Consider the following 21,705-nt stretch of genomic DNA (forward strand, 5'->3'; position numbering starts at 1 on the left):
TATCCGACTTAGGTCTCCGGGGTACGAATATAGGTATGGCGCACGCTCAACGAATCGTCGTGGTCGGTGGCGGCTACGTCGGCATGTACACCGCTCTGCGGCTGCAGAAGAAGCTGCGCCGCGGCGAGGCGGACATCACGGTCATCGACCCCCAGTCCCACATGACCTACCAGCCGTTCCTCCCCGAGGCGTCGGCCGGCTCGATCGAGCCGCGGCACGTCGTGGTCCCGCTGCACAAGGTGCTGCGCGGCTGCCGCGTGCTGACCGGCCGGGTCACCGCCGTCTCCGACGCCGAGAAGCGGGTCACGGTGCAGACCGCGGCCGGGCACACCACGACGCTGGAGTACGACGTCCTCGTCGTCGCCCCCGGCTCGGTCGCCCGGACCCTGCCGGTCCCCGGCCTGCCCGAGCAGGGCATCGCCTTCAAGACCGTCGGCGAGGCCATCTACCTGCGCAACCACGTGCTCTCGCGGCTCGACGCGGCCTCGACCACCGCGGACCCCGAGCTGCGCAGCCGGCTGCTGACCTTCGTCGTGGTCGGCGGCGGGTACGCGGGCGTCGAGGCGCTCGCCGAGCTCGCCGACATGGCCCGCTACGCGACCCGCTACTACGAGGGCATCGAGCCGGGCGACCTGCGCTGGGTCCTCGTCGAGGCGATGGACCGGATCATGCCCGAGGTCGGCCCGAAGATGGGCGCGTACACCGTGCGCCGCCTGCTCGACGCCGGCATCGAGGTCGTGCTCGAGACCCGCGTCGAGTCGATGGTCGACGGGCACGTGGTCCTGTCCGACGGGAGCGAGTTCGACGCGGACACGATCGTCTGGACCGCCGGTGTCAAGCCGAACCCGATGCTCGAGCAGACCGACCTGCCCCGCGGCCCCCGCGGGCACGTCGAGTGCGCGGCCGACCTCACGGTCGACGGCCTGAAGGGCGTGTTCAGCGCGGGTGACTGCGCGTCGATCCCCGACCTCACCAAGGACGACCCGAACGCGCGCACCAGCCCGTCGGCGCAGCACGCCGTCCGGCAGGCGAAGGTGCTGGCGGACAACATCGTCGCGTACCTGCGCGGGTACGAGATGAAGCAGTACAGGCACAGCTACGCCGGCTCGGTGGCGAGCCTCGGCCTGTACAAGGGCGTCGCCCAGGTCTACGGGATCAAGCTCAAGGGCTTCCCGGCGTGGTTCATGCACCGCACCTACCACGTGAGCCGCATGCCCACGTGGAACCGCCGCTTCCGGATCGTCATGGACTGGACCACCGCGCTGCTCATGGGGCGCGAGGTCGTGGCGCTGGGCCAGATCCACGAGCCGAAGGCGGAGTTCAGCCGGATCGCCGGCGGCACGGTGACCCCGCTGCCCCCGACGGTCGCGCAGGAGGCCGACGCCAAGGCCAGCTGACGCGGCACCGGCCGACAGGCGCTCGGCGGCGCCCGCCCTTCACCGGGGGCGGGCGCCGTCGGCGTTCTCCGGCCGGGTCGTCGTTAGGCTGCGGACGGGCCCCCGTAGCCCAACGGCAGAGGCAGGCCCCTTAAAAGGGTCACAGTGTGGGTTCGAGTCCCACCGGGGGCACCCCGCGATGCGCACACCTACTTCCGCACGTGGAAGCGGAGCATCGTCACGGAACCCGACTGCCTGTTGTCGAACGGGTCGAGGTCGATCCTGCCGAGCCCCGAGGTCGAGAAGCGCACGCCGTCGCCGAGGAGCACCGGCAGGACGTACACCAGGACCTCGTCGACGAGACCGTGCCGCAGGCACTGGCTCGCCAGGTCGGCTCCGAGGATCTCCAGGTTCTTCCCACCCGCGGCGGCGCGCGCCGTGGCGACGGCCTCCCCGAGGTCACAGGTGAGGAAGGTGACCCCGTGCTCCGGCTCGTCCGGCGGCCGGTGCGTCAGGACGAACACCGGCCCCCCGTCGTAGTCGGTGTCTCCGGCGAACATCCGCTTGCTGACCTCGTGGGTGCCGCGGCCGACCAGCATCGCGCCGGTGGCCTGCATGACCTCGGGAAACGCGTCGTTGTCCAGGTGGTCGAAGATCCAGTCCATCGCGTCGTCGGGGCCGGAGATGAAGCCGTCCAGGGACATCGCCCTGTTCACGACGACCTTGCCCGGGCCGGGATCCGTATCGCTCATGCCGGTGACGACCCGGAGCAGGTCACGAACTCATCGGCGTCGGTGGGAGAGAAGGCGCCGAACCACCGGGCCAGGGCGCCGCGCAGGCCCTGCTGGTCCTCCCCGACCCACGCCACGTGGCCGTCGGGCCGCAGCAGCGCCGCGGGCACGTCGAGCTCCTCGCTGACGTCGACGACGTGGTCGACCCGGTCCGTCCAGCCCTCGACCGAGAGCCGGCCGGCCTGGTCGAGGAGCAGTCCGCGGCCCGCCCGCGTCAGCTCGTAGAGCCGGCCCTTCTCGAGCTGGACGTCCCGCATCCGGCGGCCGACCAGGTCCGGTCCGGCGCCGAAGTCGTAGCGGATGCCGATGGCGGTGATCTTCTCGATCAGGTGGCGGTTGACCTCCTCGAAGGCCATCAGCTCCTCGACGAGCCTGCGCACGGCCTGCGCCCCGGGCGTGGTGGACATCAACTCCATCTGCGCGCGGGTGTTGTCCAGGACGGCCGTCGCCACCGGATGCCTCTCGGACTCGTAGCTGTCCAGCAGGTCCGCCGGCGCCCACTCCGCGACCGCTGCCGCGAGCTTCCAGCCGAGGTTGAACGCGTCCTGGATGCCGAGGTTGAGGCCCTGCCCGCCGGTCGGCGGGTGGACGTGCGCCGCGTCGCCGGCCAGGAACGCGCGGCCCTCCCGGTACCGCTCGGCCTGCCGGGTCGCGTTGCCGAAGCGGGACAGCCAGCGCGGCGAGTGGACGCCGAAGTCGGTGCCGGCAACCGCCCGCAACCGGCGCCGGAAGTCCTCGAGGGTCGGCCGGACGGCGCGGTCCTCGGTCACCCCGACCGCGGGCACCACGACCCGGTACCGCCCGTCGCCGACCGGCCCGAGGCCGAACCGCTTCTCGGTCTCCCGGACCTCCGCCACCACCGCGGCCACGGTCTCCGGCCGCGCGGTCACCTCCATCTCGCCCAGCAGCGTCTCGACGGTCGAGGGCTCGCCCGGGAAGGCGATGCCGAGCAGCTTCCGGACGGTGCTCCGGCCGCCGTCGCAGCCGACGAGGTACCGGGCGCGCAACCGGGTGCCGTCCGCGAGCTCGGCGGTGACCCCGTCCGCGTCCTGCACCAGTCCGACGAGCTCGGCGCCGCGCCGGACCTCGGCGCCGACCTCGAGGGCGTGCTCCTCCAGCAGCCGGTCCGTGGTGGTCTGCGGGACGCCGAGGACGTAGCCGTGCGCGGTGTCCAGCCGCGGCCACGGCGTCGGGATCCCGGCGAAGAACCCGCCGACCTCGTACTTCTTCCCGCGCTCCAGGAACCGCTCCAGCAGCCCGCGCTGGTCCATCACCTCGATGCTGCGCACGTGCAGCCCGAGCGAGCGCACGAACGGCGGCTGCTCGGCCTCCTTCTCCAGCACGACCACGTCCACGTCGTGCAGGCGCAGCTCCGCCGCCAGCATCATGCCCGTCGGCCCGCCGCCCACGATGATCACGTCGGCCATGCATCCCCCGATTCCTGCAGGTCCTGGCTTCGGCGGGCGATTCTGGGCCACGACCCGGGGCTTGCCGCAAGGCCCCCGGGGCGCTATACGGTGAGAGTGGCGGGAGGTCCGCCAGCGGTCTCGTGCGTCCGTCCGGCGTGGAGCGACGGGCTCCCGGTCAGCCCTCGGGCGTGGCGACGTGGTGGATGTCGAACGGCTTGTTCGTGATGAACAGGAACGTGCAGTCGGCGTCCGTGGTGGCGCCGTGCTGCATGGTCCCGCCCTCGGGGAACCACACGAAGCTGCCCGGCCCGAAGTCGCCCTGGTGCGTGTTCAGGACACCCTCGAGCACGTAGATGCCGTGGCCGCAGGGGTGGGTGTGCCAGGTGTTCGTGAACCCGGCCCGGTAGACCATCTTCACCACCATCATCCCCGTGTCCGGGTCGTCGAGGAGCGGCACGTGCTCGAGGTGGGCGTTGATGGCGGGCACGGGGAAGTCCTGCCACTCCGCGGTCGTCGTGTCGACGACGGTGAGGTCCACCGGCTTCAGAGTCTCGGTCATGAGGTGCCCTCCGACGTGGGGTGTTCCGGATCGGTGTTCTCCGGCCTACCACCCCGTCGGGCCACGTCAAGCCGCCGTTCCGCCCCTCGGGTCCGCCCGCAAACCCGTGGTGATCGCGCGGGGCAGGTGCTTGTGTGGCGGGAGCACCGTGGAAGGGGCTCGGCTCGTGATCCAACCGTCCGCCGTCGTCGGCGTCGTCCTGATCGCCCTCGGCATGGTCGTCACGCCAGGGCCCAACATGATCTACCTGGCCTCCCGGGCGATCTCCCAGGGCAGGCGTGCCGGACTCGTCTCGCTGGCCGGGACGGGTGTGGGGTTCCTGTGCTACCTCCTGGCCGCGGTGGCCGGGCTGTCCGCACTGTTCGCCGCGGTCCCCGCCGCGTACACGACCGTGAAGATCGCCGGCGCGCTGTACCTCGCGTGGCTGGCCTGGGGCATGCTGCGGCCGGGCGGCCGCTCCCCGTTCGAGGCGCGCGACCTGGAACCGGCGTCCGACCGGCGGCTGTTCGGCATGGGCCTGCTCACCAACCTGCTCAACCCCAAGATCGCGCTGATGTACGCGGCGCTCCTGCCGCAGTTCGTCGATCCGTCCGGCGGGGCGGCCTGGCGACAGTTCCTGCAGCTCGGCGCAGTCCAGATCGTTGTCGCCCTGACCGTCAACGCCCTGATCGTCCTGGCCGCGGCGTCCGTCGCCCGGTTCCTGGCCGCGCGCCCGCGCGCGATGACCGTCCAGCGGTGGGTGGCGGGGAGCCTGCTGGGTGCGTTCGCGGTCAGGACCGCGGTGGGGCACACCCCGGCGACGTCCTGACGGCGAGCGGCCGGGCTGCGTGTCCGGCACCTGGGACGACAGCTCCGGCGCATGGTCGGTGGCCGGACGAGGCCTGCGACCCGGCCAGGACCACGAGCGTCGCGGTGCGGAGGCCCTTCTCCGTGGAACCAGCTAGCGCGGACGGCAGCGGTCGCGCAGCGTCGGCACACCGGGCCCGTCGAGGTCGTCGCAGTAGGTCGCGCGCCCGGCCATGGCCATCGTCAGCGCGACAGAGGGACCGCGGACCAGGGGCCCGTCGCCGTGGGCGAAGGGCCCGTCGGCGGCCTTCAGCCGGAGACCGGCGACCGCCTTCCTGCTGTTCACCGTGAAGTCCCGGCTCGCGTAGAACGTCGCGACGGCGGTGAGGGACTCGATCGACGGCATCCGCCGGATCCCGAGAGGCCGGCGGATGTCCTGGCCGTGCACGACGACCTCGCCGAGCCACGCGGGCGTGTGCCCGGACGCCGCGCGGGTGCTGGTGACCACGGCGCGAAAGCGCGCGAGGGTCTCGGCCGGGGTGGCGCCGCGGTGCTCCGCGAGCCGCCGGGCGTTGTGGAGGTCGGCGTCGAATCGCGCGCCGACGATGCTCGTGATCCACCGGACCGTGCCGGTGCTCGCGGCGGTGGTGAGGTGCGCGACGACCTCCTCGACGGTCCAGCGGCCGCACAACGACGGCGCCGCCCACTCGTCGTCGTCGAGCTCGGCGAGGTCCTCGGCCAGGGCGGCGCGTTCCGCGTGGACGGCGGCCCACAGCTCGTCGCGGGTGGTCAGCAGGACGGGCTCGGGCACGCTCGATCTCCCCACTCTCGGCTCTCGGACGGGCAGACCGCGGGCGGGTGCGGAACTCATCGGCGGGCCGGGCCCGCGGGCGTCAGGGCGGCGGGACGACCCCGAGCTGGACGAGCAGCCCGAGGGTGTCGGCGCAGACCCAGCGCTCGACGCACCGGCCGTCGCGGAAGTGCAGGATCGTGATGCCCGGCAGGCTGATGTCGCGCCCCGTCGGCGGGATGCCCATGTAGTCGCCGTCGTGCCGGCCCGTCAGCGTGAACCGGCAGGTCAGCCGGTCGCCTTCGCTGAACGTCTCGTGCAGCTCCAGGTGGTTCCCCGGGAAGGCCGCGAACATGGCCTGGTACGTCGCGCGCACGCCCTGCTTGTCCAGCGGTTCCGGGGACATGCCGTGCAGCCGGATGTCGTCGGCGTAGATCCCCAGGTAGCCCTCGAGGTCACCGGCGTTCCAGCGCTCGATGGCCCGGGCGAGCGCGGTCTCGTTGCGCGAGCTCGTGGTCGTCGTGGTCAACATGGCCTCCTCGAGGGGAGCGGCCGGTGGGCGGGGCGGACACGGTACTGCGACGGATCGGCGTCCGGCTGCCGCCGTTCGGCCCTTGTCCTCGGGCGTCCGGGACCCTTCCGGTGCCGGCGCGCCACCTCTACGTTCCTGCCATGCAGACCCGGATCATGGGCACGACGATGCCCGTCCTGGAGATCACCATGGGTCCCGGCGAGCAGGTGATCGCCGAGGGCGGGGACGTCGCCTGGCTGTCCTCGGGGTTCGACCTCGAGACGTCCACCCGGTTCGGCTCGGGCGGCCGGGGCGGCTTCATGAGCGGTCTGAAGCGGGCTCTCGGCGGCGGGCAGCTGTTCCTCACCGAGTACACCGCCCCGCGGGCGGGCGGGTTCGTGGCCTTCGCGACCGACCTCCCGGGCACGATCCGGGAGCTGCGCGTCGACGCCGCGGACGAGTTCATGGTGCAGTCCGGCGCCTACATGGCCAGCACCGCGAAGGTCGAGGTGTCGGTCGGGCTGCAGAAGAAGCTCGGTGCCGGGATCTTCGGTGGCGCCGGGGTGGTGTTCCAGAAGCTGGCGGGCGACGGCGTGGCGTGGGTGCAGCTCGCCGGCGAGATCACCGAGTACGACATCCCGGCCGGGCAGTCGATGTGGATCCACCCGGGGCACCTGGCTCTCTACCGCGCCGGGATGGAGCTCCAGTTCACCTCCGTGCGCGGAGTGAAGAACAAGCTGTTCGGGGACTCGCTGATGCTGGCGGAGATCCACGGCCCGGGACACGTCTGGCTCCAGTCGATGACGGCCGAGAAGCTCGCTTCCGCGATCCAGCCCTACCTGCCGGAGCGGCCGTCGCCCTCCGACAACGGCTGATCCCCGGCCCCGGGCGGACGGAGAACGGACGCCACGTCGTCGGCCATCCGGCGGTGGACAGGGCGGCCCGCCTGTGGCCATGGAGAAGTTCCTCCGTTGGGTCGCGGGTGATGAGGTGTTCGAGGCGCTCGACGACGACCTGCGCACCCGGATGCTGGGCAACGGCGAGGTCTTCTTCGGCCTGGAACTCGCGGATGTGATGAGCTACCTGCCCGGCGAGGCAGAACTCGCCGAGGTCGGGGTTCCGTGCGTGGTCGCCGCCGGCGCGGACAACTGCGACCCGGCTTCGGAGCATCACTGGTTCTGCGAGGCCTCGCGCTGGTTCGCCGACACACTCGACGCGCCGTTCATCGAGACCCCAGGTGCCCACGTCCCTCAGGTCACCCATCCCCGGGCGCTGGCGGAGGTGCTGCGGCCGATTCTCCGGAAGCCGCCCGAGTCCGCACGCCCCGGAGCCTGACGATCCCGTCGACCCGGACACCCGGCGTCCACCGGCTGAGGGGCGAGCTCCCGCCGCCGGGGCCACGCTCGACCTGAGGGGCAGGAGTTTCCGCGCGGGCACGGCCGTTCGCCGGCCCGCCCGTGCCTCGGGGCGGGTCGTCAGAAGGGTGGGGGTTCGTCGAGGTCGGTGGCGGGGTGGGGTGGGGGTCGGGGTTCGTCGTCGTGGTCGTCGGTGGCGGGGCGCCAGACGATAGGGGGTGCGCATCGGTCGAGGTCGTCGAGCGGGCCGACGCAACAGGCGTCGTCCTCGTCGGCGACGGGGAGCGGCGGCGGTGGTGGCGGGAGCAGGGGGTCGGCTCGGGTGCGGTATTCGCGGCCGAGGGGGCTGCGCCAGACGACGATGCCGGGCTGGGGTGGGGTGAGGGTCCAGCCGCGCTGTTTGAGGCCGTGGTCGTGGCGGCAGGCGGGTCCGAGGTCGTCGGCGGTGGTGGGGCCGCCGTGGGCATGGTCGCGGGTGTGGTCGAGGTCGGTGTGGTGGGCAGGGGCGAGGCAGCCGGTGAAGGTGCAGGTGCGGTCGCGGAACTCGACATGGCGGCGCAGCGCCGCGTGCGGGAACCGGTCGGTGGGGGAGTCGTCGAGCGGGCGTCCGCGGGCGGCGGCGATTTCGTCGAGGACCGGCCGCCAGGAGGGCGGGACCGCGGTGGGGTCGGTGGTGAGGTTCCGCAGGAGTGCGGCGGACGAGGAGGTCGACCAGTCCTGGGGCGGCCGGGTCGGTGGGTGGGACCGGCGAGGCCGCACGGGCGATGTCTCGCTCGGTGGGGGCGGTGTGAGGTCCTCGGCGGTGGGTCGGCGTCGGAGTGTGCCGGCGCGGAGGAGTCGGCCGTCGGTGTCGGTGAGGGCGAATCGCCAGGGTGCGCGGTGTTGGACGCGGACGAGGTCCCGGGCGCGGGAGGCGGGGATGGCTCCGAGGGCGGGGAGTTCGGCGGGGCGGTCGTCGAGCCCGAGGGGGGTTGCGAGGGAGACCTGCAGGTGCACCCCGCGCCGCCTCACGGTCGGTTGACCTGGCCCGCTCGGTCCGCTGGATGCAGTCGGCCCGGCCGGCGTCCCTGGCCCCTCGGTCCGTCCGGGCCGGTTTGATGGCCCCAGGTCGGACTCCGCCGACTCGGTCGGAGCATGCGTGTCGTCCTGGGGCAGCCTGGTCGGGAGAGGCGGGTGTTCCTGAGTCGGCTTGATCGGGGCAGGCGCTTCGGAGTCGCTCGACTCGGATGGTTGCGTGGACTCAGCCGGATCGGCTGGCGCGGCCGCTCGCGCGGGCTCCGTCGGATCGGTCGGCTCGGTCGGTCGCGTGGGCTTCCCGGGCTCGGGTCGCTCGGCCGGCTCCGTCCGCTGGGTGTGCTCGGTCGAAGCGACCGGCGGAGGCACCGCTCCAGGGGAGGACGCGGCGCCGGCAAAGCTCGCGGTGGCGCGGTCCGGCGCGTCTGTCTGCGTGGTTCTGTTGGCGAGTTCGGCGGGAGGGCTGTGCGTGTCGTTGTCGGGTTCCTCCGACTGTGGCCTTCCTGGGTCAGCGGGCGCGCCTCCGCCGCTGGTGCGAGCCCGTGCCGGGCCCGGGCGCCCGCTGCGCCGTCGCCGCGGAGGCTCGGCCGGCCGGGTCAGGCTGGCGAGCATGGCTTCGGTGATCTGGTCGTCGGTGAGGGTGTGCAGGGAGCCGCCGAGGAGGCCGATGAACAGGTCGACCCGGATCTGGTCGAGCCCACCGCAGTGTCCGGCGCGCTTGACGCGGGGGGCGAGCCGGTCGATGCGCTCTACCGCGGCGTCGGCGGAGTCCGGGGCCAGGCCGGTGGCGGTGATGGTGGCGGTGCCGTCCTCGGTGACGCACGCGGAGATCCCGCGGCGGGCGTGGGGGCCCGGCGGATAGAGCCGTTCGTAGTGCGCGGGATCGATCTCCATGATCAGTCGGCGGAGCCGGCGGGAGATCTCGGTGGTGGTCCACCCGGGGTGCACGGGGCAGCACGAGCGGCAGAGGTGGGCGATCCGCGCGGCGGGCATTCCGGTCAGGTGTTGGGCGAGCACCGCGGCTTTGGGCGGGTCGATCCGTCCGGCATCGAGGGCGGCCCACACCAAGGGGAGGTCGACGACAACGGTGACGGCGTCGTCGGCGCGGGCGTGCGGCGCGGCGGGTCCAGGCCGGCGCGGCCCGGACTTCGTCGGACCAGTCCCGTTCGCTCCAGCCCGCTTGGGTGGGGTCGTCGGTGCCGAGACCGACCAAAGCCCGGTACAACCCGGCCCGGGAGTGGCTGTGCGGCCGATGCCAGGCCTCGACCACGGTGAGCCGGTCGGGCAGCGGCAGGGTCATCGGGTCGATCCGGGCCAGCGCAGCGGCGAGCGCCGGGCCCGGCGGGAGGTCCGCCAGGTCCTGGAGGGGCTCGATCTGCCGCACGGACCGAACATGCATTCGACCACTGACAATTCCGGCGCTCGCTGTCCCGCTGGTTCCCGAGCGGTGCCGCCTCTGCTCGCTGGGCTCCCCTTCGCCCAGGCTTTGCTGTGTTCACCCGCTCCGAGCACTGCCGCCGTACACCCCGCGCTCATCAGGAGCCCGTTCGACCGCTGTGCCGCACGTCCGCTACGGCGGTGACCCGCACAGTCGCTGGCGCCCGACTCGGCCGATGAGGAACGAGGCGTCGTCGAGTCCCTCCTCCGAGCCCGAACCCGGACCCGGACCGAGGAGGAGACGAGATGGACGACGCCACCCGCACCGCGGCGTTGGAGCGCCTGGAGCCGTTGGTGGGGGAGTGGGCGGTCGAGGCGCGGTTCACCTTCACCCCCGAGCCGATCCGCGGGACCCTCACCTTCGCGTGGAAGCTGGGCGGGCAGTTCCTGCAGCAGCGGTCCACCACGGACCATCCGGCGGCGCCGGACGTCCACGCCCTGCTGTCGGTGGCCGAGGAGGGCGACGGGCACGAGTACGTGCAGCACTACTTCGACTCGCGCGGCGTGGTCCGCGTCTACCGCATGACGTTGCGCGACGGCGAGTGGACCCTTCTCCGGGACCGGCCGGACTTCACCCCGCTGGACTTCGCGCAGCGCTACACGGGCACGTTCGGCGACGACGGGCGGACGATCACGGGCCGATGGGAGAAGTCGCACGACGGCGGCGCGACCTGGGAGCACGACTTCGACCTCGCCTACCGCACGCTCACCTGATCGGCAGCGCGCCCGTCCCCGCCCCCGGTCTCGGGCCCCGGCTCCCGGCAACCGCCCCGGGCCCTTGACGGAGCTGCCCCGGTTCCGCGGTCATCGTCCTTCCACGGCAAGGCGCTCGGCGCACCGGGCGATGCCCTGCCTGATCATCCGGCCGTACCCGTCGTCGCCGAGGACGTCGACCGCCCGTTCGGCCCGGGCGAGGTGATCGCGGGCGCGCCCGGCGTCGCCGAGGCGGCGGTGGACGTCGGCGAGGTTGAGGTGGAGCGACGGGTAGAAGCCCGCCACCGCGAGGGAGTGGTGGTGCTGCTGCGCGCGCTCGTCCGTCAGCTCGTCCGCGGCCGCGAGCGCGCGGAGGTCCCACCGCAGCTCCTCGGCCAGGTCCTCCTGCACGTCCGCCGCGTGGTGCGCGAGCGCGCACCGGTGCAGCGGGTCGCCGAGGGGCCCCAACCGCTCCCAGAGCTGCGTGAACCGCGCTCGCGCCTCCGCCGCCGAGCCGGCCTGCCCCAGCTCGACCACCTGCGCGATCTCCGCCATCACCGGGTCCGGTTGCTCCACCTTCGCCCTCCTCGTCCGTCCGGACCGGACCGTACGGAGGAGGACCGACAGTTCGGGACCACCGATGAGCGAGGATCCCCCCGTGTCCCCGCTCGCGGCGCTGCTCGCCTTCGGTGCAGGGCTGGTCGTCGCCGTGGTGACCACGCCCGTCGGGGTGTCCGGCGCGGTCTTCCTGCTCCCGGTGCAGTTCGACCTCCTGCGGGTGCCCAGTCCGGCCGTCACCCCGACGAACCTGCTGTACAACGTCGTCGCCACTCCCGGCGCCCTGCTCCGCCACCACCGCACCGGCGCGCTCGGCGGCCCGCTCACCCGGCGGCTCGTCGCCGGGACGCTGCCGGGTGTCGTCGTGGGGACCCTCCTGCGGGTGTTCCTCGCGCCCGGTGACCGGGTGTTCCGCGTGCTGGCGGCCGCGCTGCTGCTCGGCATCGGGATCTGGCTGTGCCTGCGGATCCGGGACCGCCCCGCTCCCCCGCGCGAGCTGCGGGGGCCGGTAGTGACCGGGCTCGGCGCCGTCGTCGGGGTCGTCGGCGGGATCTACGGCATCGGTGGCGGGTCGCTGATCGGGCCGATCCTGGTGGGAGCCGGCATGTCCGTCGCGACGGTCGCCCCCGCGGCCCTGGCGGCCACGTTCCTCACCTCGGTGGCCGGCGTCGCGACCTACGGCCTGCTGTCCCTGGTCGTCGACGGGCCGGTGGGGCCCGCCTGGGTCACCGGGCTGTGCTGCGGCGCCGGGGGCCTGATCGGCGGCTACCTCGGCGCCCGCCTCCAGCCGCGGGTCCCGGAGACGGCGCTGCGCACGCTGCTCGGGGTCCTCGCGATCGGGCTCGCGGTGACCTACCTCGTCCAGGCCGCCCGCGGCTAGCGCGTCAGCCCGCCGTGGAGGCCGTGTAGGTCGGCGCGGGCAGGTCCAGCACCCGCGAGTTGCGCTGCCGCCACACCAGGTACGCGATCCCGAGCCGGGTGCGGCCGATGCCGTCGAACGGGTCGAACCCGACGACGTCCGTGATCGCGTCGAGCCGGGTCTGCAGCGTGCTGTGGTGCACCCCGGCCAGCCGCGCGGCCTGCCGGACCGACCCGGCGCGGACCAGCGCGTCGAGCGTGGCCGGGCCCCAGGCGTGCCCCATGACCTCGTCGAGGGAGTCGACGTCCGGGAGGTCGGCGTCGAGCGGGGCGTCGGCGAGCAGCTCGATCACCCCGCCGTAGCGGTCGGCGAGGACGCAGGGCGTGGCCGGCGGCGCGCACAACCGCAGCGCGACGACGGCGGTGCGGAACGAGCGGTGCAGGTGCTCCACCGTGGTCGCGATTCCGATCCCCGACGGGCTCGCGCTGCCGGGTGCCCGGTCCTGCGGGACGACGAGCGCGTGGATCGGGCCGTACGGGGTGGCGACGACGTCCTCGGCGCCGGTCGGGTGCTCCGCCCACACCGCGAACAGCGGCGCGGCGAGCACGCGGTACTTCGCCCCCGGCGCGAGGTGCAGACGGGCCGCGGCGGTGCGGCGCTCCTCCACGGGGACCGAGCGGTCGAGCAGCAGGCCCAGCTCGCGCCGGTTGTCGGCGTCCCGCCGGCCCCGCCCGTGCCGGATCCGCACGGCCAGCGCGAGCCGGTCGAGGATGATCGAGTCGTTGGCGTGGGCGGGTCCCTCGCGCTCGAGCCACACCGCGAGGCCGTCGCAGCGGATCGACGAGTCCGCTGGTGGCAGTGCGTGCCCCTCGGCGAGCTCGCCCTTGGGTGTGACCCGCACGGCCCTCGGCGGCAGGTCCTGGCAGAACCCCGCCGTGCAGCCCGCGAGCGAGGCGGCCGCGCTGAGCAGGCCGCGGGTGTTGACGTTGCCGACGACGAGCTCGTCGAAGCAGGCGATCACCCGCAGGCTCACGCTGGCCTGGGGGTCGAGGGCGGAGATGCGGCCCAGGAGCTCCTGCACGACCACCTCACGACGTCGTTCCGAGGGGCCGAGTGTAGTGGCCCGGGTCACCGGTCAGTACGGGTCAGTCGGCCAGGATCTTCTCCACCCAGGCGTTGCGGGTGCGGATCATCCCGCGGGCGAGCGCGGTGTGCGGGGCGAAGATGTCGAAGGCGTGGAAGCCGCCCGCCCAGACGTGCAGCTCGGCGTCGCCGCCCGCGGCCCAGATCCGGTCGGCGTAGGCGATCGCCTCGTCCCGGAAGATCTCCGCCGCCCCGACGTCGACGAACGCCGGCGGCAGTCCGCGCAGGTCGGTGGCCCGGGCGGGCGCGGCGTAGGGCGAGACGCCGGGGCCGCCGCGGGCCTCGCCGAGCAGCGCGGTCCAGCCGGTCTCGTTGCTGACCCGGTCCCACACGCCCACGCCGTCGAACTGCCGGGTCGACGGCGTGCCGCCCCGGTCGTCGAGCATCGGGTAGTCCAGCACCTGCCCGCAGAGCGCGGGGCCGCCCCGGTCCCGGGAGGCCAGGGCCATCCCCGCTGCGAGGCCGCCGCCGGAGCTGGCGCCCGCGACCAGCAGCCGGTCGCGCCGGATCCCGAGCACCTCGGCGCTCGCCGCGACCCACTCGAGCGCCGCGTAGCAGTCCTCGCGCGGGTACGGGTCGGGGAACTCGGGCGCCAGCCGGTACTCGACGGTCACGAGCACCGCGCCGAGCCCGTCGACCCAGTCCAGCACGAGGTCCGCACCGCTGAACCGGTCGCCGAACATCAGCCCGCCGGAGTGCACGAAGAGCACGCCGGGCCGGGGTGTGTCGATCCCGGCCGGCCGCAGCACGGACACGGCGAGCGGGTCCCCGCGATGCCCCGCGATCACGTGCTCGCTCCGCTCGATCGCCCGCCCGCGCAGGGTTTCCTCGATCGGTGGGGACGCGTACGAGCGCCGCATGAAGGCGATCAGGTCGGGCGTGATCGTCGGCGGGAAGACCCCGCCGACCACGGCCAGGCCGGCCTTCAGCTCGGGGTCGAACTCCGGGCGCGCGACCGCCGTCATCGTCGGGACCTCCGCCGGACGGGCCCGCCGCGGCCGGCGCACCGGCCGCGGCGGGCGGGGATCAGAGGGCGGCGTAGAGCGCGGACTCGAAGTCCCCGTAGAGCTTCCAGGCCTCGTTCTCGGTGATGAACGGCAGCGAGTTGGTGTAGATCGACGCGCAGACCCCGGACGCGCGGTCGACGAAGAAGTGGGTGTTGAACAGCCCCGCCCACGCCCCGGTGCCCGCGCGTCGGCCCCCGGGGACGTCCCGGGTGTTCAGCAGGAGCCCGAGGCCCCACTTCCACCCCGGCCCGACGCGCAGGGCGTCGGTGATCGGCGGGTCGACCGTCGGGATCTCGGCGGGGAAGTCCAGGTCGCCGATCTGGTTGGTGAAGGCGGCGTCGACGGTCTGCTCGGTGAGGATCCGCGTGCCGTCGAGCTCGCCGCCGCGCAGCAGGGCGCGCTCGAAGCGGATGTAGTCGCGCGGCGTGGAGTAGAGGCCGTGGCCGCCGGCGTACCAGTCCGGCTGCTGCGGCAGCAGCTCGCCGGCCGAGGTCCAGTTCCCGTCCTCACCCCGGACGTGCACGGTCACGCAGTTCTCGCGGCGGCCGTCGTCGAGCAGGAACATCGTGTCGTCCATGCCGAGCGGGCCGGTGATGCCCTCCTTGATCACCACGTCCAGGCCCTGGCCGGCGACCGCCTCCACGACCTTGCCCAGCCAGTCCGTGTTGATCCCGTAGACGTACTGCGTGCCGGGGTCGGCGACCAACGGTGCCTTGAACGCCTCGGCGCCGCCCAGGACGTTCGGCAGGCCCGTGACCTTCTGGTACTTGTCGAGCGCCTCGTTCCAGAACCAGTACCCGAGGCCCGACGTGTGCGTGATCAGCTGCTTCACGGTGGCGCGGCTACCGGCCGGGCGCAGCTTGGGGGTGTCGCCGTCGAAGCCCTCGAGGACCTGGATCTCGGCGAACTCCGGGCAGTAGGTGTCGACGGGCGCCTCGAGCTCCAGCGCGCCCCGCTCGACCTGCTGCAGCGCCGCGGTCGTCGCGACCATCTTGGTCATCGACATGATCCGGAACTGGGTGGAGGTGGAGACCTCCTCGGTGGCCTCGCCGACGATGCGGGGACCCGCCCCGCCCTCGTAGATGATCCCGTCGCGGTCCGCGGCGATCGCCGCGACGTGCGGCACCGCGCCGGACTCGACCGCCTCCCGCAGGACCCGGTCGATGCCGCTTCCGTCGATGGCAGGACTCATGCTGACCTCCGTTGGTCATGTCGGGGGAATCGGGTCGATCGTGCCGACCCGGCCCGCCCGGCGGTACCGACGATCACGCGCAGCTTCGGGTGCGGCGCCCGCCATTCGGCGGGTCGGAAGGGACTGCCGGAGCGGCCCCGCCGTCGCCAGGATCGGGGGATGGTCCGGCGAGCCACCGTCACCGACGCGCGGGCGATCGCGCGCGTGCAGGTCGAGTCGTGGCGGAGCGCGTACGAGGGCCTGATGCCCGCGGAGCTCCTCGCCGCGCTCTCGATCGACGAGCGGGAACGGATGTGGCGCGGGGTGCTGGGCTCGTCGGGCGCCGCGGTGCTGGTCGCGGAGGAGCCCGGCGCAGCCGTCGTCGGGTTCGTGGCGGTCCGTCCCCGCCCGGGCGATCCGGACGTCGGCGAGCTCCTGGCCCTGTACATCGCCCCCTCGCAGTGGCGACGCACGATCGGCACGCTGCTGCACAACGCGGCAGTCGAGCACCTGGCCCGGCAGGGGTGCGCGCGGGCCGAGCTCTGGGTGCTCGACGGCAACGAGCGCGCGGCGGCCTTCTACCGCGCCCGTGGATGGATCCCGGACGGGCGGCGGCAGCGGGAGGAGCGGCCGGACGGCTTCGTGTTGCCAGAGCTCGGGATGAGCCTCGACCTGCGCAGAACCGGCGGGACGGCCCGCCGGGTGTGAGACTGGCTACCGTGCACACGGTCGACTTCTACTTCGACCCGGTCTGCCCGTTCGCGTGGATCACCTACGGCTGGATCTCCGAGGTCGAGCGGCTGCAGCCGATCGACCTGACCGTCCGGATCATGAGCCTCGCCGCCCTCAACGAGGGTCGCGAGGGGCGCGTCCCCGAGGCGGAGAAGGGCCTCGACAGCGGCTGGCGGCCGGTCCGCGCGGCGGCCGCGGTGGAGGAGCGGCTCGGGCAGGCGGGGCTCCGCCGCTACTACGAGGCCTTCGGCCGGTTGTTCCACGTCGAGCGCGTGCGGCCCCGGGACCGGGTGATCCGGGAGGCGCTCGCGCAGCTCGACGCGGCCGACCTGATCGCCGCCGCCGACGACCCCGCGTACGACGACTGCGTGCGGAAGAGCCACGACGCCGGGATGGAGCCCGTGGGCCTGGAGGTCGGGACTCCCACGGTCCACGTGGACGGCGTCGCGTTCTTCGGCTCCGTGCTCAGCGCGATCCCCCGGGGACAGGACGCGGTCGACCTCTTCGACGGGGCGCTCCTCCTGGCCCGCAACCCGTACTTCTCCGAGCTCAAGCGCACCCGCTCCGGCGAGCTCCGGTTCGACTGACCGCTACCGACCGGTCAGACCGTCGCGCCGTTCCAGTGGATCTCCCCGTCCGGCCAGTCCTCCCGGGTGACGGGCAGGACGAGCGTGGTCCTGGTGATCTCGTCGACGAAGGGGCGCGGCTCCCTGGTGTCGTCCGGCGAGTAGACGGAGCGCCGGGGCGAGAGCCGGCGCCAGCCGCCGCGCTCGTAGAAGGCGACGTGGTGTTCGGCACACATGAGGAGGCCGAAGGGCACCGCCAGCTCGCCGAGGAAGGCGCGCACCCGGTCGAGCAGCGCCAGGCCGACGCCCTGCCGCTGCAACCCGGGCCGCACCGCCACGAGGCCCACCACCGCGGTCAGCTGGTCGGTGCCGTCGACCTGCAGGAACCGCCGCAGCACCCCGGCGTGCGCGGCGGGGCCCTCGCCGTCCCGGCCCATGACCCGGGCCTCGGGCCGCACGTAGGACCACGTCCGCACCCCGCCGAAGAACTCGGGGAGGTGCGCGTAGGCCGCGCGGAGCAGGACCGCGAGCTCCGCGTGTTCGCCCACCGTGATCCTGCCCTCGCGACACGCACTCCACTGCACGCCCCGACCCTCGCAGAGATCGCCGCCGACGGCCGGATGGAGCCCCGTTCCGGCCGGTCACGGGCATGGTGATCTTGCGGCGACGTCGGTCCGGACGGGATGTCGGACACCGGGCGGAGGCACCTCCGGTCGACCGGGTCGAGGGGTGTGCTCCACCGGACGCGTGAAGGACGGCCGAACGGGGTACTGCCGCATCATGACCATGGTCGAGGCGAACGAGAGGACGGACGTGGCCGGACGTCGCGTGGACGGCCGGCCCGCCTCGCTCGTCGCCGCGTTCCGGGACGCCAGCTGCCTGCCCGGTCTGCGCGCCTGGCTGCGCGAGCAGCTGGCACCCACGGACACCCTGCTCGACGCCGAGCTCGTCTGCACCGAGCTCGTGACCAACGCCGTCGAGCACGCGGGCGGCCCGCGACGGCTGCGGGTCACCGTGCTCGACCGGGTCCGGATGCGCATCGAGGTCGACGACGCCGGCGCGGGCGACCCGCTGACGGTGGGGGAGTCACGGCTCGGCACGCACCGCGGCCGGGGCCTGACCATCGTCAACGCGGTCTCGCGCTGGGGCGTCCGCCGCACCCGCACCGGCAAGACCGTCTGGGCCACGCTCGAGCTGGCCTGAGAGCCGATCCGGACGATCGACGAATTTCTGGCAACGCCGTTTCCGTTCCGGCGCGGAGGGGTAGCCGAAACGTGATCGCCGTGGACCAGACTCGGTACCGGCGCCACGGAGCCGGGGGTCCGGCGCCCGCGACGACTCCGGATCTGCCTCGCGCGCGCAACTGGGGAGCTACGCGCGCACCCCCGGAGGTAAGGCGGCCCGGCCGGCTCGACGGCGGCCGGGCCGCGCCCCCGTTCTCGGCCCTCGTGCGCCGCCCTCAGGCGGTGTCGCGGGCGGCCGACCGGCCCGCCCCGCGCCCGCTGAACAGGCAGCCGCCGAGGAAGGTGCCCTCGAGCGAGCGGTAGCCGTGCACGCCGCCGCCCCCGAAGCCGGCCACCTCGCCGGCCGCGAACAGTCCGGGCACCGGCGTGCCCGCGATGTCGAGCACCCGGCCGGACAGGTCGGTCTGCAGCCCGCCGAGGGTCTTGCGGGTCAGCACGTGGAGCTTGACACCGATCAGCGGGCCCGCCTTCGGATCCAGGATCCGGTGCGGGGACGCCGTCCGTCCCAGCCGGTCGCCGCGGTAGCGCCGGGCGTTGTGGATGGCGCTCACCTGCAGGTCCTTGGTGAACGGGTTGGTCATCTCGCGGTCCCGGGCCACGATCTGCCGCTCGATCTCGGCCGCGTCCAGCAGCGGCTCGGTGGTCAGCTTGTTCATCCCGTCGACCAGCTCGGCGAGCGTCGTGGCGACCACGAAGTCCTCGCCGCGCTCCTTGAACGCCTCGACGGGCGCGGGAGCGCCGGGCCGGATCCGGCCGAGCGTCGCCCGGACGTCCTTCTCGGTGAGGTCCGGGTTCTGCTCCGAGCCAGAGAGCGCGAACTCCTTCTCGATGATCTTCTGCGTCAGCACGAACCAGGAGTGGTCGTGACCGGTGGCGCGCAGCGCCTGCAGCGTGCCGAGGGTGTCGAAGCCGGGGAAGTACGGCGCGGGCAGCCGACGGCCGGTCGCGTCGAGCCAGATCGACGACGGCCCCGGCAGGATCCGGATCCCGTGCCCCGCCCAGACGGGGGTGTGGTTGCGGATGCCCTCGGTGTAGTGCCACATCCGGTCGCGGTTGACGATCCGCCCGCCCGCCGCCTCGGTGATGCCGAGCATCCGGCCGTCGACGTGCGCGGGGACGCCGGTGACCATGTGCTCCGGCGGCGTGCCGAGCCGCGCCGGCCAGTTCGCGCGGACCAGGTCGTGGTTCGCGCCGATCCCGCCCGAGGTCACGATCACCGCCTGGGCCCTCAGCTCGAAGGTCCCGGTCTCGACTCGTGAGCTGACCGCCCCGCGTGCGGCCGGGCTCGGCTCGAGCACGGCGCCGGATACGCCGTCGACCACCCCTCCGGTGCTGGTCAGGGCGTCCACCCGGTGCCGGAACCGCAGCTCGACCAGGCCGGCGCGCTCGGCGTCGCGCACCGCGGTCGCGAACGGCTCGACCAGCCCCGGCCCGGTGCCCCAGGTGACGTGGAAACGCGGGACGGAGTTGCCGTGCCCGTCGGCGAGGTAGCCGCCCCGCTCGGCCCAGCCGACCAGCGGGAACCAGCGCACGCCGAGGCCGTGCAGCCAGGCACGCTTCTCGCCGGAGGCGAAGTCGACGTAGGCGGTGGCCCACTGCCGGGCCCAGAAGTCCTCGCCGGCCGGGTCGTCGACCTCCCGGTCGAAGCCCGCGCTGCCCAGCCAGTCCTGCAGGGCCAGCTCGGCCGAGTCCCGGATCCCCATCCGGCGCTGCTCGGGGGAGTCGACGAGGAACAGCCCGCCGAACGACCAGAACGCCTGGCCGCCCAGGTTCGTCTCCGGCTCCTGGTCGACCAGCACGACCTTGCGGCCCGCGGCGGCGAGCTCGGCGGTCGCGACGAGACCGGCCAGACCGGCCCCCACGACGATCACGTCGACGTTCACGGTCCCACCCTGGCCCCCCTCGGCCCCGGCGGCAATCCCGACAAATCGCCATGACCGATGACTTACGGGGACGCGCGGGGTCGACCCTCGTGACACCGATCCGAGGAGGAGACCCATGACCCTGCCGGAGATCGTGACCCGGGAGGAGTGGCGGGCGGCCCGCCTGGCGCTGCTGGAGCGCGAGAAGGAGCTGACCCGGGCGCGCGACGCGCTGAGCGCCGACCGCAGGCGGCTGCCGATGGTCGAGGTCGAGAAGGACTACGTGTTCACCGGCCCCGACGGCCGGGCCGGCCTGCTCGACCTGTTCGAGGGCCGCCTGCAGCTGCTGGTCGGGCACTTCATGTTCAAGCCGGAGTGGGAGGACGGCTGCCCGAGCTGCTCCGCGGGCGCCGACGAGGTCAACGAGGGGCTGCGGGAACACCTCGCGGTCCGGGACACCACGCTCGCCTACGTCTCGCGCGCGCCCCTCGAGAAGATCGAGCGGTACAAGGCGAAGAAGGGGTGGACCTTCCCCTGGTACTCGTCGTACGGCAGCGACTTCAACTACGACTTCCACGTGACGCTCGACCCCGCCGTCGCCCCGGTCGAGTACAACTTCCGCACCGCGGAGGAGCACGCCGCGGCCGGCACGGGCTACTACGTGGAGGGCGACTTCCCGATCGAGGGGCCCGGCCTGTCCTGCTTCCTGCGGGACGGCGAGCGTGTCTTCCACACCTACTCGCAGTACGCCCGCGGCGCCGAGTGGACCGGCGGGTCCTACGCCTTCCTGGACCTCACCGCCCTCGGGCGGCAGGAGGAGTGGGAGGAGCCGAAGGGGCGGTCCGCGGCCGCGCGGCGCACCGGCCCGAGCTTCGCGGGCTGAGCGTTCTCATCACGTCGACGTCATCATTTCGACGTACGCCCGTCCATTCGCGTAACGCCGGTCCCGCACCGCACGAGGTACGGGCACACCGCGTGTTGCTGGGGAGCGAGCACGCGCTGCCGGGCGCCGCGATCCGGACCCTCGGGAGGATCGCGGCGCCCCTTCTCCGCGCCGGCCGGTTACCGCGCCGGCCGGTTACCGCGCCGGCCGGTTACCGCGCCGGCCGGTTACCGCGCCGGCCGGTCCTTCTCGGTGGTCCGCGCGCCGAGCGGGCCCTTCGAGCGGCGCTGCAACCAGCCGCGGGCCTGGTTCAGCGTGCGGCTCACGGTGTTGGGGCCGCGGCGTTTCTCGATCAGGTCCGCGACTTTGCCCGTCAGCCAGCCGCCGACCGGGACGGCGATCGCGAGGATCAGCCACATCCGCAGGCGGCGGGAGAAGAAGGCCCACATCGGTCCGGTGCTCCTGGGGGTCGTGCCCGGGGCGTTCCCGGGCGGGACCGTGAGGTTAGGACGCGCGCCGACGGGCCGCACCGTGGAGATCCCGTCACCCCGGCGTCGCGCGACCGGGGCACGGGGGTGACCCCCGCGCGTCCGGGTCGTTGCACGGGGAAGAAGGGCGGCCCGCGACGGCCGCGGTCGACGGCGACCGCGGCCGGGCCGCCGGACCGCGCGGGTCGGCCGGCCCGCGCGACACGGAAGGACCATGTCGTGCCGAACCTCGGTGGCTGGGAGATCGTCATCCTCGTCGGTGTGCTGCTGCTCCTCTTCGGGGCGAAGCGGCTGCCGACCATGGCCCGCTCGGTCGGGCAGAGCGCCCGGATCTTCAAGGGGGAGATGCGCGGGCTGCGCGCCGACGCCCCCGAACCCACGGTGAACGCCCAGCCGCCGGCCCCGACGGCCGCGCTGCCCGTCGTCGCCGCGGAGGCGGCCGCCGACAAGGCCGAGGACCAGGTCGCGTAG

The 21,705-nt window shown here is 73.5% G+C and carries 24 protein-coding genes and 1 tRNA gene; 12 read left to right on the forward strand and 13 right to left on the reverse strand.

Annotation, left to right across the window (positions count from 1 at the left end):
- Positions 1 to 35: 35 nt before the first annotated feature.
- Together ACQP04_RS05420 and ACQP04_RS05425 are read left to right on the forward strand one after the other, a co-directional pair.
- Positions 36 to 1,397: an NAD(P)/FAD-dependent oxidoreductase gene (locus ACQP04_RS05420; protein ID WP_433505963.1), complete on the forward strand. Its 1,362-nt coding sequence runs from the start codon at positions 36 to 38 to the stop codon at positions 1,395 to 1,397.
- Between the two features lie 98 nt (positions 1,398 to 1,495).
- A tRNA-Leu gene (locus ACQP04_RS05425) sits at positions 1,496 to 1,568 on the forward strand.
- A 17-nt stretch (positions 1,569 to 1,585) separates the two neighbouring features.
- Here the strand turns inward: ACQP04_RS05425 and ACQP04_RS05430 are convergent.
- The 3 genes from ACQP04_RS05430 to ACQP04_RS05440 all read right to left on the reverse strand — a co-directional run bounded on the left by ACQP04_RS05430 (position 1,586) and on the right by ACQP04_RS05440 (position 4,135).
- Positions 1,586 to 2,128: a dihydrofolate reductase family protein gene (locus ACQP04_RS05430; protein WP_433505964.1), complete on the reverse strand. Its 543-nt coding sequence runs from the start codon at positions 2,126 to 2,128 to the stop codon at positions 1,586 to 1,588.
- On the reverse strand, positions 2,125 to 3,594 hold the full coding sequence (gene rox, locus ACQP04_RS05435; protein WP_433505965.1) for a rifampin monooxygenase: 1,470 nt from the start codon (positions 3,592 to 3,594) through the stop codon (positions 2,125 to 2,127). The genes ACQP04_RS05430 and rox overlap by 4 nt, the downstream gene beginning before the upstream one ends.
- A gap of 157 nt (positions 3,595 to 3,751) precedes the next feature.
- Positions 3,752 to 4,135 carry a cupin domain-containing protein gene (locus ACQP04_RS05440; protein ID WP_433505966.1) on the reverse strand — a complete coding sequence of 128 codons (384 nt, stop codon included), beginning with the start codon at positions 4,133 to 4,135 and terminating at the stop codon, positions 3,752 to 3,754.
- A gap of 166 nt (positions 4,136 to 4,301) precedes the next feature.
- Here ACQP04_RS05440 and ACQP04_RS05445 point away from each other — a divergent pair, with 166 nt between their 5' ends.
- Positions 4,302 to 4,943, forward strand: a complete 642-nt coding sequence (locus tag ACQP04_RS05445; protein WP_433505967.1) for a LysE family translocator — start codon at positions 4,302 to 4,304, stop codon at positions 4,941 to 4,943.
- 132 nt (positions 4,944 to 5,075) lie between these two features.
- Here ACQP04_RS05445 and ACQP04_RS05450 read toward each other — a convergent pair whose 3' ends face one another.
- Positions 5,076 to 5,732 carry a maleylpyruvate isomerase family mycothiol-dependent enzyme gene (locus tag ACQP04_RS05450; protein WP_433505968.1) on the reverse strand — a complete coding sequence of 219 codons (657 nt, stop codon included), beginning with the start codon at positions 5,730 to 5,732 and terminating at the stop codon, positions 5,076 to 5,078.
- A gap of 82 nt (positions 5,733 to 5,814) precedes the next feature.
- Positions 5,815 to 6,243, reverse strand: coding sequence for an ester cyclase (locus ACQP04_RS05455; RefSeq protein WP_433505969.1), 429 nt, complete (start codon positions 6,241 to 6,243; stop codon positions 5,815 to 5,817).
- Positions 6,244 to 6,383: 140 nt separating this feature from the next.
- On the opposite strand from ACQP04_RS05455, the gene ACQP04_RS05460 reads away from it, so the two are divergent.
- Positions 6,384 to 7,097 carry a TIGR00266 family protein gene (locus tag ACQP04_RS05460; protein WP_433505970.1) on the forward strand — a complete coding sequence of 238 codons (714 nt, stop codon included), beginning with the start codon at positions 6,384 to 6,386 and terminating at the stop codon, positions 7,095 to 7,097.
- Positions 7,098 to 7,176: 79 nt separating this feature from the next.
- Positions 7,177 to 7,557, forward strand: coding sequence for an alpha/beta fold hydrolase (locus ACQP04_RS05465; RefSeq protein ID WP_433505971.1), 381 nt, complete (start codon positions 7,177 to 7,179; stop codon positions 7,555 to 7,557).
- A 140-nt stretch (positions 7,558 to 7,697) separates the two neighbouring features.
- Here the strand turns inward: ACQP04_RS05465 and ACQP04_RS05470 are convergent, their stop codons facing one another.
- The gene (locus ACQP04_RS05470) at positions 7,698 to 8,336 is read right to left on the reverse strand and encodes an HNH endonuclease signature motif containing protein (protein ID WP_433505972.1); all 639 of its coding nucleotides are present in this window, start codon (positions 8,334 to 8,336) and stop codon (positions 7,698 to 7,700) included.
- A gap of 1,938 nt (positions 8,337 to 10,274) precedes the next feature.
- On the opposite strand from ACQP04_RS05470, the gene ACQP04_RS05475 reads away from it, so the two are divergent.
- The gene (locus ACQP04_RS05475; protein ID WP_433505973.1) at positions 10,275 to 10,742 is read left to right on the forward strand and encodes a hypothetical protein; all 468 of its coding nucleotides are present in this window, start codon (positions 10,275 to 10,277) and stop codon (positions 10,740 to 10,742) included.
- 90 nt (positions 10,743 to 10,832) lie between these two features.
- Here ACQP04_RS05475 and ACQP04_RS05480 read toward each other — a convergent pair whose 3' ends face one another.
- Entirely contained in the window at positions 10,833 to 11,297 is a 465-nt protein-coding gene (locus ACQP04_RS05480; RefSeq protein ID WP_433505974.1) for a hypothetical protein, read from the reverse strand.
- A gap of 64 nt (positions 11,298 to 11,361) precedes the next feature.
- Between ACQP04_RS05480 and ACQP04_RS05485 the strand changes: the two genes are divergently transcribed.
- The gene (locus ACQP04_RS05485) at positions 11,362 to 12,159 is read left to right on the forward strand and encodes a sulfite exporter TauE/SafE family protein (RefSeq protein ID WP_433505975.1); all 798 of its coding nucleotides are present in this window, start codon (positions 11,362 to 11,364) and stop codon (positions 12,157 to 12,159) included.
- Positions 12,160 to 12,163: 4 nt separating this feature from the next.
- On the opposite strand, the gene ACQP04_RS05490 is transcribed toward ACQP04_RS05485, so the two are convergent.
- From ACQP04_RS05490 to ACQP04_RS05500, 3 genes are all read right to left on the reverse strand, one after another.
- Positions 12,164 to 13,219: a helix-turn-helix domain-containing protein gene (locus tag ACQP04_RS05490; protein ID WP_433505976.1), complete on the reverse strand. Its 1,056-nt coding sequence runs from the start codon at positions 13,217 to 13,219 to the stop codon at positions 12,164 to 12,166.
- 64 nt (positions 13,220 to 13,283) lie between these two features.
- A complete protein-coding gene (locus ACQP04_RS05495) occupies positions 13,284 to 14,246 on the reverse strand; it encodes an alpha/beta hydrolase (protein WP_433505977.1) in 963 nt (320 codons plus the stop codon).
- A 61-nt stretch (positions 14,247 to 14,307) separates the two neighbouring features.
- Positions 14,308 to 15,480: a serine hydrolase domain-containing protein gene (locus ACQP04_RS05500; RefSeq protein ID WP_433505978.1), complete on the reverse strand. Its 1,173-nt coding sequence runs from the start codon at positions 15,478 to 15,480 to the stop codon at positions 14,308 to 14,310.
- A 159-nt stretch (positions 15,481 to 15,639) separates the two neighbouring features.
- Here ACQP04_RS05500 and ACQP04_RS05505 point away from each other — a divergent pair, with 159 nt between their 5' ends.
- Both ACQP04_RS05505 and ACQP04_RS05510 read left to right on the forward strand, forming a co-directional pair.
- On the forward strand, positions 15,640 to 16,167 hold the full coding sequence (locus ACQP04_RS05505) for an N-acetyltransferase family protein (protein WP_433505979.1): 528 nt from the start codon (positions 15,640 to 15,642) through the stop codon (positions 16,165 to 16,167).
- Positions 16,168 to 16,178: 11 nt separating this feature from the next.
- Positions 16,179 to 16,778 carry a mycothiol-dependent nitroreductase Rv2466c family protein gene (locus ACQP04_RS05510; RefSeq protein ID WP_433505980.1) on the forward strand — a complete coding sequence of 200 codons (600 nt, stop codon included), beginning with the start codon at positions 16,179 to 16,181 and terminating at the stop codon, positions 16,776 to 16,778.
- 14 nt (positions 16,779 to 16,792) lie between these two features.
- Here the strand turns inward: ACQP04_RS05510 and ACQP04_RS05515 are convergent, their stop codons facing one another.
- Positions 16,793 to 17,341, reverse strand: coding sequence for a GNAT family N-acetyltransferase (locus ACQP04_RS05515; protein WP_433505981.1), 549 nt, complete (start codon positions 17,339 to 17,341; stop codon positions 16,793 to 16,795).
- A 196-nt stretch (positions 17,342 to 17,537) separates the two neighbouring features.
- On the opposite strand from ACQP04_RS05515, the gene ACQP04_RS05520 reads away from it, so the two are divergent.
- A complete protein-coding gene (locus tag ACQP04_RS05520) occupies positions 17,538 to 17,960 on the forward strand; it encodes an ATP-binding protein (RefSeq protein ID WP_433505982.1) in 423 nt (140 codons plus the stop codon).
- A gap of 256 nt (positions 17,961 to 18,216) precedes the next feature.
- On the opposite strand, the gene ACQP04_RS05525 is transcribed toward ACQP04_RS05520, so the two are convergent.
- Positions 18,217 to 19,884 (reverse strand): FAD-binding dehydrogenase, encoded by a 1,668-nt coding sequence (locus tag ACQP04_RS05525; RefSeq protein WP_433505983.1) that lies wholly within the window; start codon positions 19,882 to 19,884, stop codon positions 18,217 to 18,219.
- A gap of 115 nt (positions 19,885 to 19,999) precedes the next feature.
- Between ACQP04_RS05525 and ACQP04_RS05530 the strand changes: the two genes are divergently transcribed.
- Positions 20,000 to 20,746, forward strand: coding sequence for a DUF899 domain-containing protein (locus tag ACQP04_RS05530; protein ID WP_433505984.1), 747 nt, complete (start codon positions 20,000 to 20,002; stop codon positions 20,744 to 20,746).
- Between the two features lie 227 nt (positions 20,747 to 20,973).
- Here ACQP04_RS05530 and ACQP04_RS05535 read toward each other — a convergent pair whose 3' ends face one another.
- Positions 20,974 to 21,195 (reverse strand): hypothetical protein, encoded by a 222-nt coding sequence (locus ACQP04_RS05535; protein ID WP_433505985.1) that lies wholly within the window; start codon positions 21,193 to 21,195, stop codon positions 20,974 to 20,976.
- Positions 21,196 to 21,453: 258 nt separating this feature from the next.
- Here ACQP04_RS05535 and tatA point away from each other — a divergent pair, with 258 nt between their 5' ends.
- Complete coding sequence (tatA, locus tag ACQP04_RS05540) at positions 21,454 to 21,705, forward strand: Sec-independent protein translocase subunit TatA (protein WP_433505986.1); 252 nt, start codon at positions 21,454 to 21,456, stop codon at positions 21,703 to 21,705.

The organism is Pseudonocardia halophobica (assembly GCF_050948485.1).
Taxonomy (GTDB): Bacteria; Actinomycetota; Actinomycetes; order Mycobacteriales; family Pseudonocardiaceae; genus Pseudonocardia; species Pseudonocardia halophobica.

Coding starts and splice junctions, on each gene's coding strand:
- ACQP04_RS05475 (WP_433505973.1), top strand. CDS start 10,275: ATGGACGACGCCACCCGCACCGCGGCGTTGGAGCGCCTGGAGCCGTTG.
- ACQP04_RS05460 (WP_433505970.1), top strand. CDS start 6,384: ATGCAGACCCGGATCATGGGCACGACGATGCCCGTCCTGGAGATCACC.
- ACQP04_RS05495 (WP_433505977.1), bottom strand. CDS start 14,246: ATGACGGCGGTCGCGCGCCCGGAGTTCGACCCCGAGCTGAAGGCCGGC.
- ACQP04_RS05500 (WP_433505978.1), bottom strand. CDS start 15,480: ATGAGTCCTGCCATCGACGGAAGCGGCATCGACCGGGTCCTGCGGGAG.
- ACQP04_RS05455 (WP_433505969.1), bottom strand. CDS start 6,243: ATGTTGACCACGACGACCACGAGCTCGCGCAACGAGACCGCGCTCGCC.
- ACQP04_RS05485 (WP_433505975.1), top strand. CDS start 11,362: ATGAGCGAGGATCCCCCCGTGTCCCCGCTCGCGGCGCTGCTCGCCTTC.
- ACQP04_RS05535 (WP_433505985.1), bottom strand. CDS start 21,195: ATGTGGGCCTTCTTCTCCCGCCGCCTGCGGATGTGGCTGATCCTCGCG.
- ACQP04_RS05530 (WP_433505984.1), top strand. CDS start 20,000: ATGACCCTGCCGGAGATCGTGACCCGGGAGGAGTGGCGGGCGGCCCGC.
- ACQP04_RS05420 (WP_433505963.1), top strand. CDS start 36: ATGGCGCACGCTCAACGAATCGTCGTGGTCGGTGGCGGCTACGTCGGC.
- rox (WP_433505965.1), bottom strand. CDS start 3,594: ATGGCCGACGTGATCATCGTGGGCGGCGGGCCGACGGGCATGATGCTG.
- ACQP04_RS05520 (WP_433505982.1), top strand. CDS start 17,538: ATGACCATGGTCGAGGCGAACGAGAGGACGGACGTGGCCGGACGTCGC.
- ACQP04_RS05430 (WP_433505964.1), bottom strand. CDS start 2,128: ATGAGCGATACGGATCCCGGCCCGGGCAAGGTCGTCGTGAACAGGGCG.
- ACQP04_RS05465 (WP_433505971.1), top strand. CDS start 7,177: ATGGAGAAGTTCCTCCGTTGGGTCGCGGGTGATGAGGTGTTCGAGGCG.
- ACQP04_RS05505 (WP_433505979.1), top strand. CDS start 15,640: ATGGTCCGGCGAGCCACCGTCACCGACGCGCGGGCGATCGCGCGCGTG.
- ACQP04_RS05440 (WP_433505966.1), bottom strand. CDS start 4,135: ATGACCGAGACTCTGAAGCCGGTGGACCTCACCGTCGTCGACACGACG.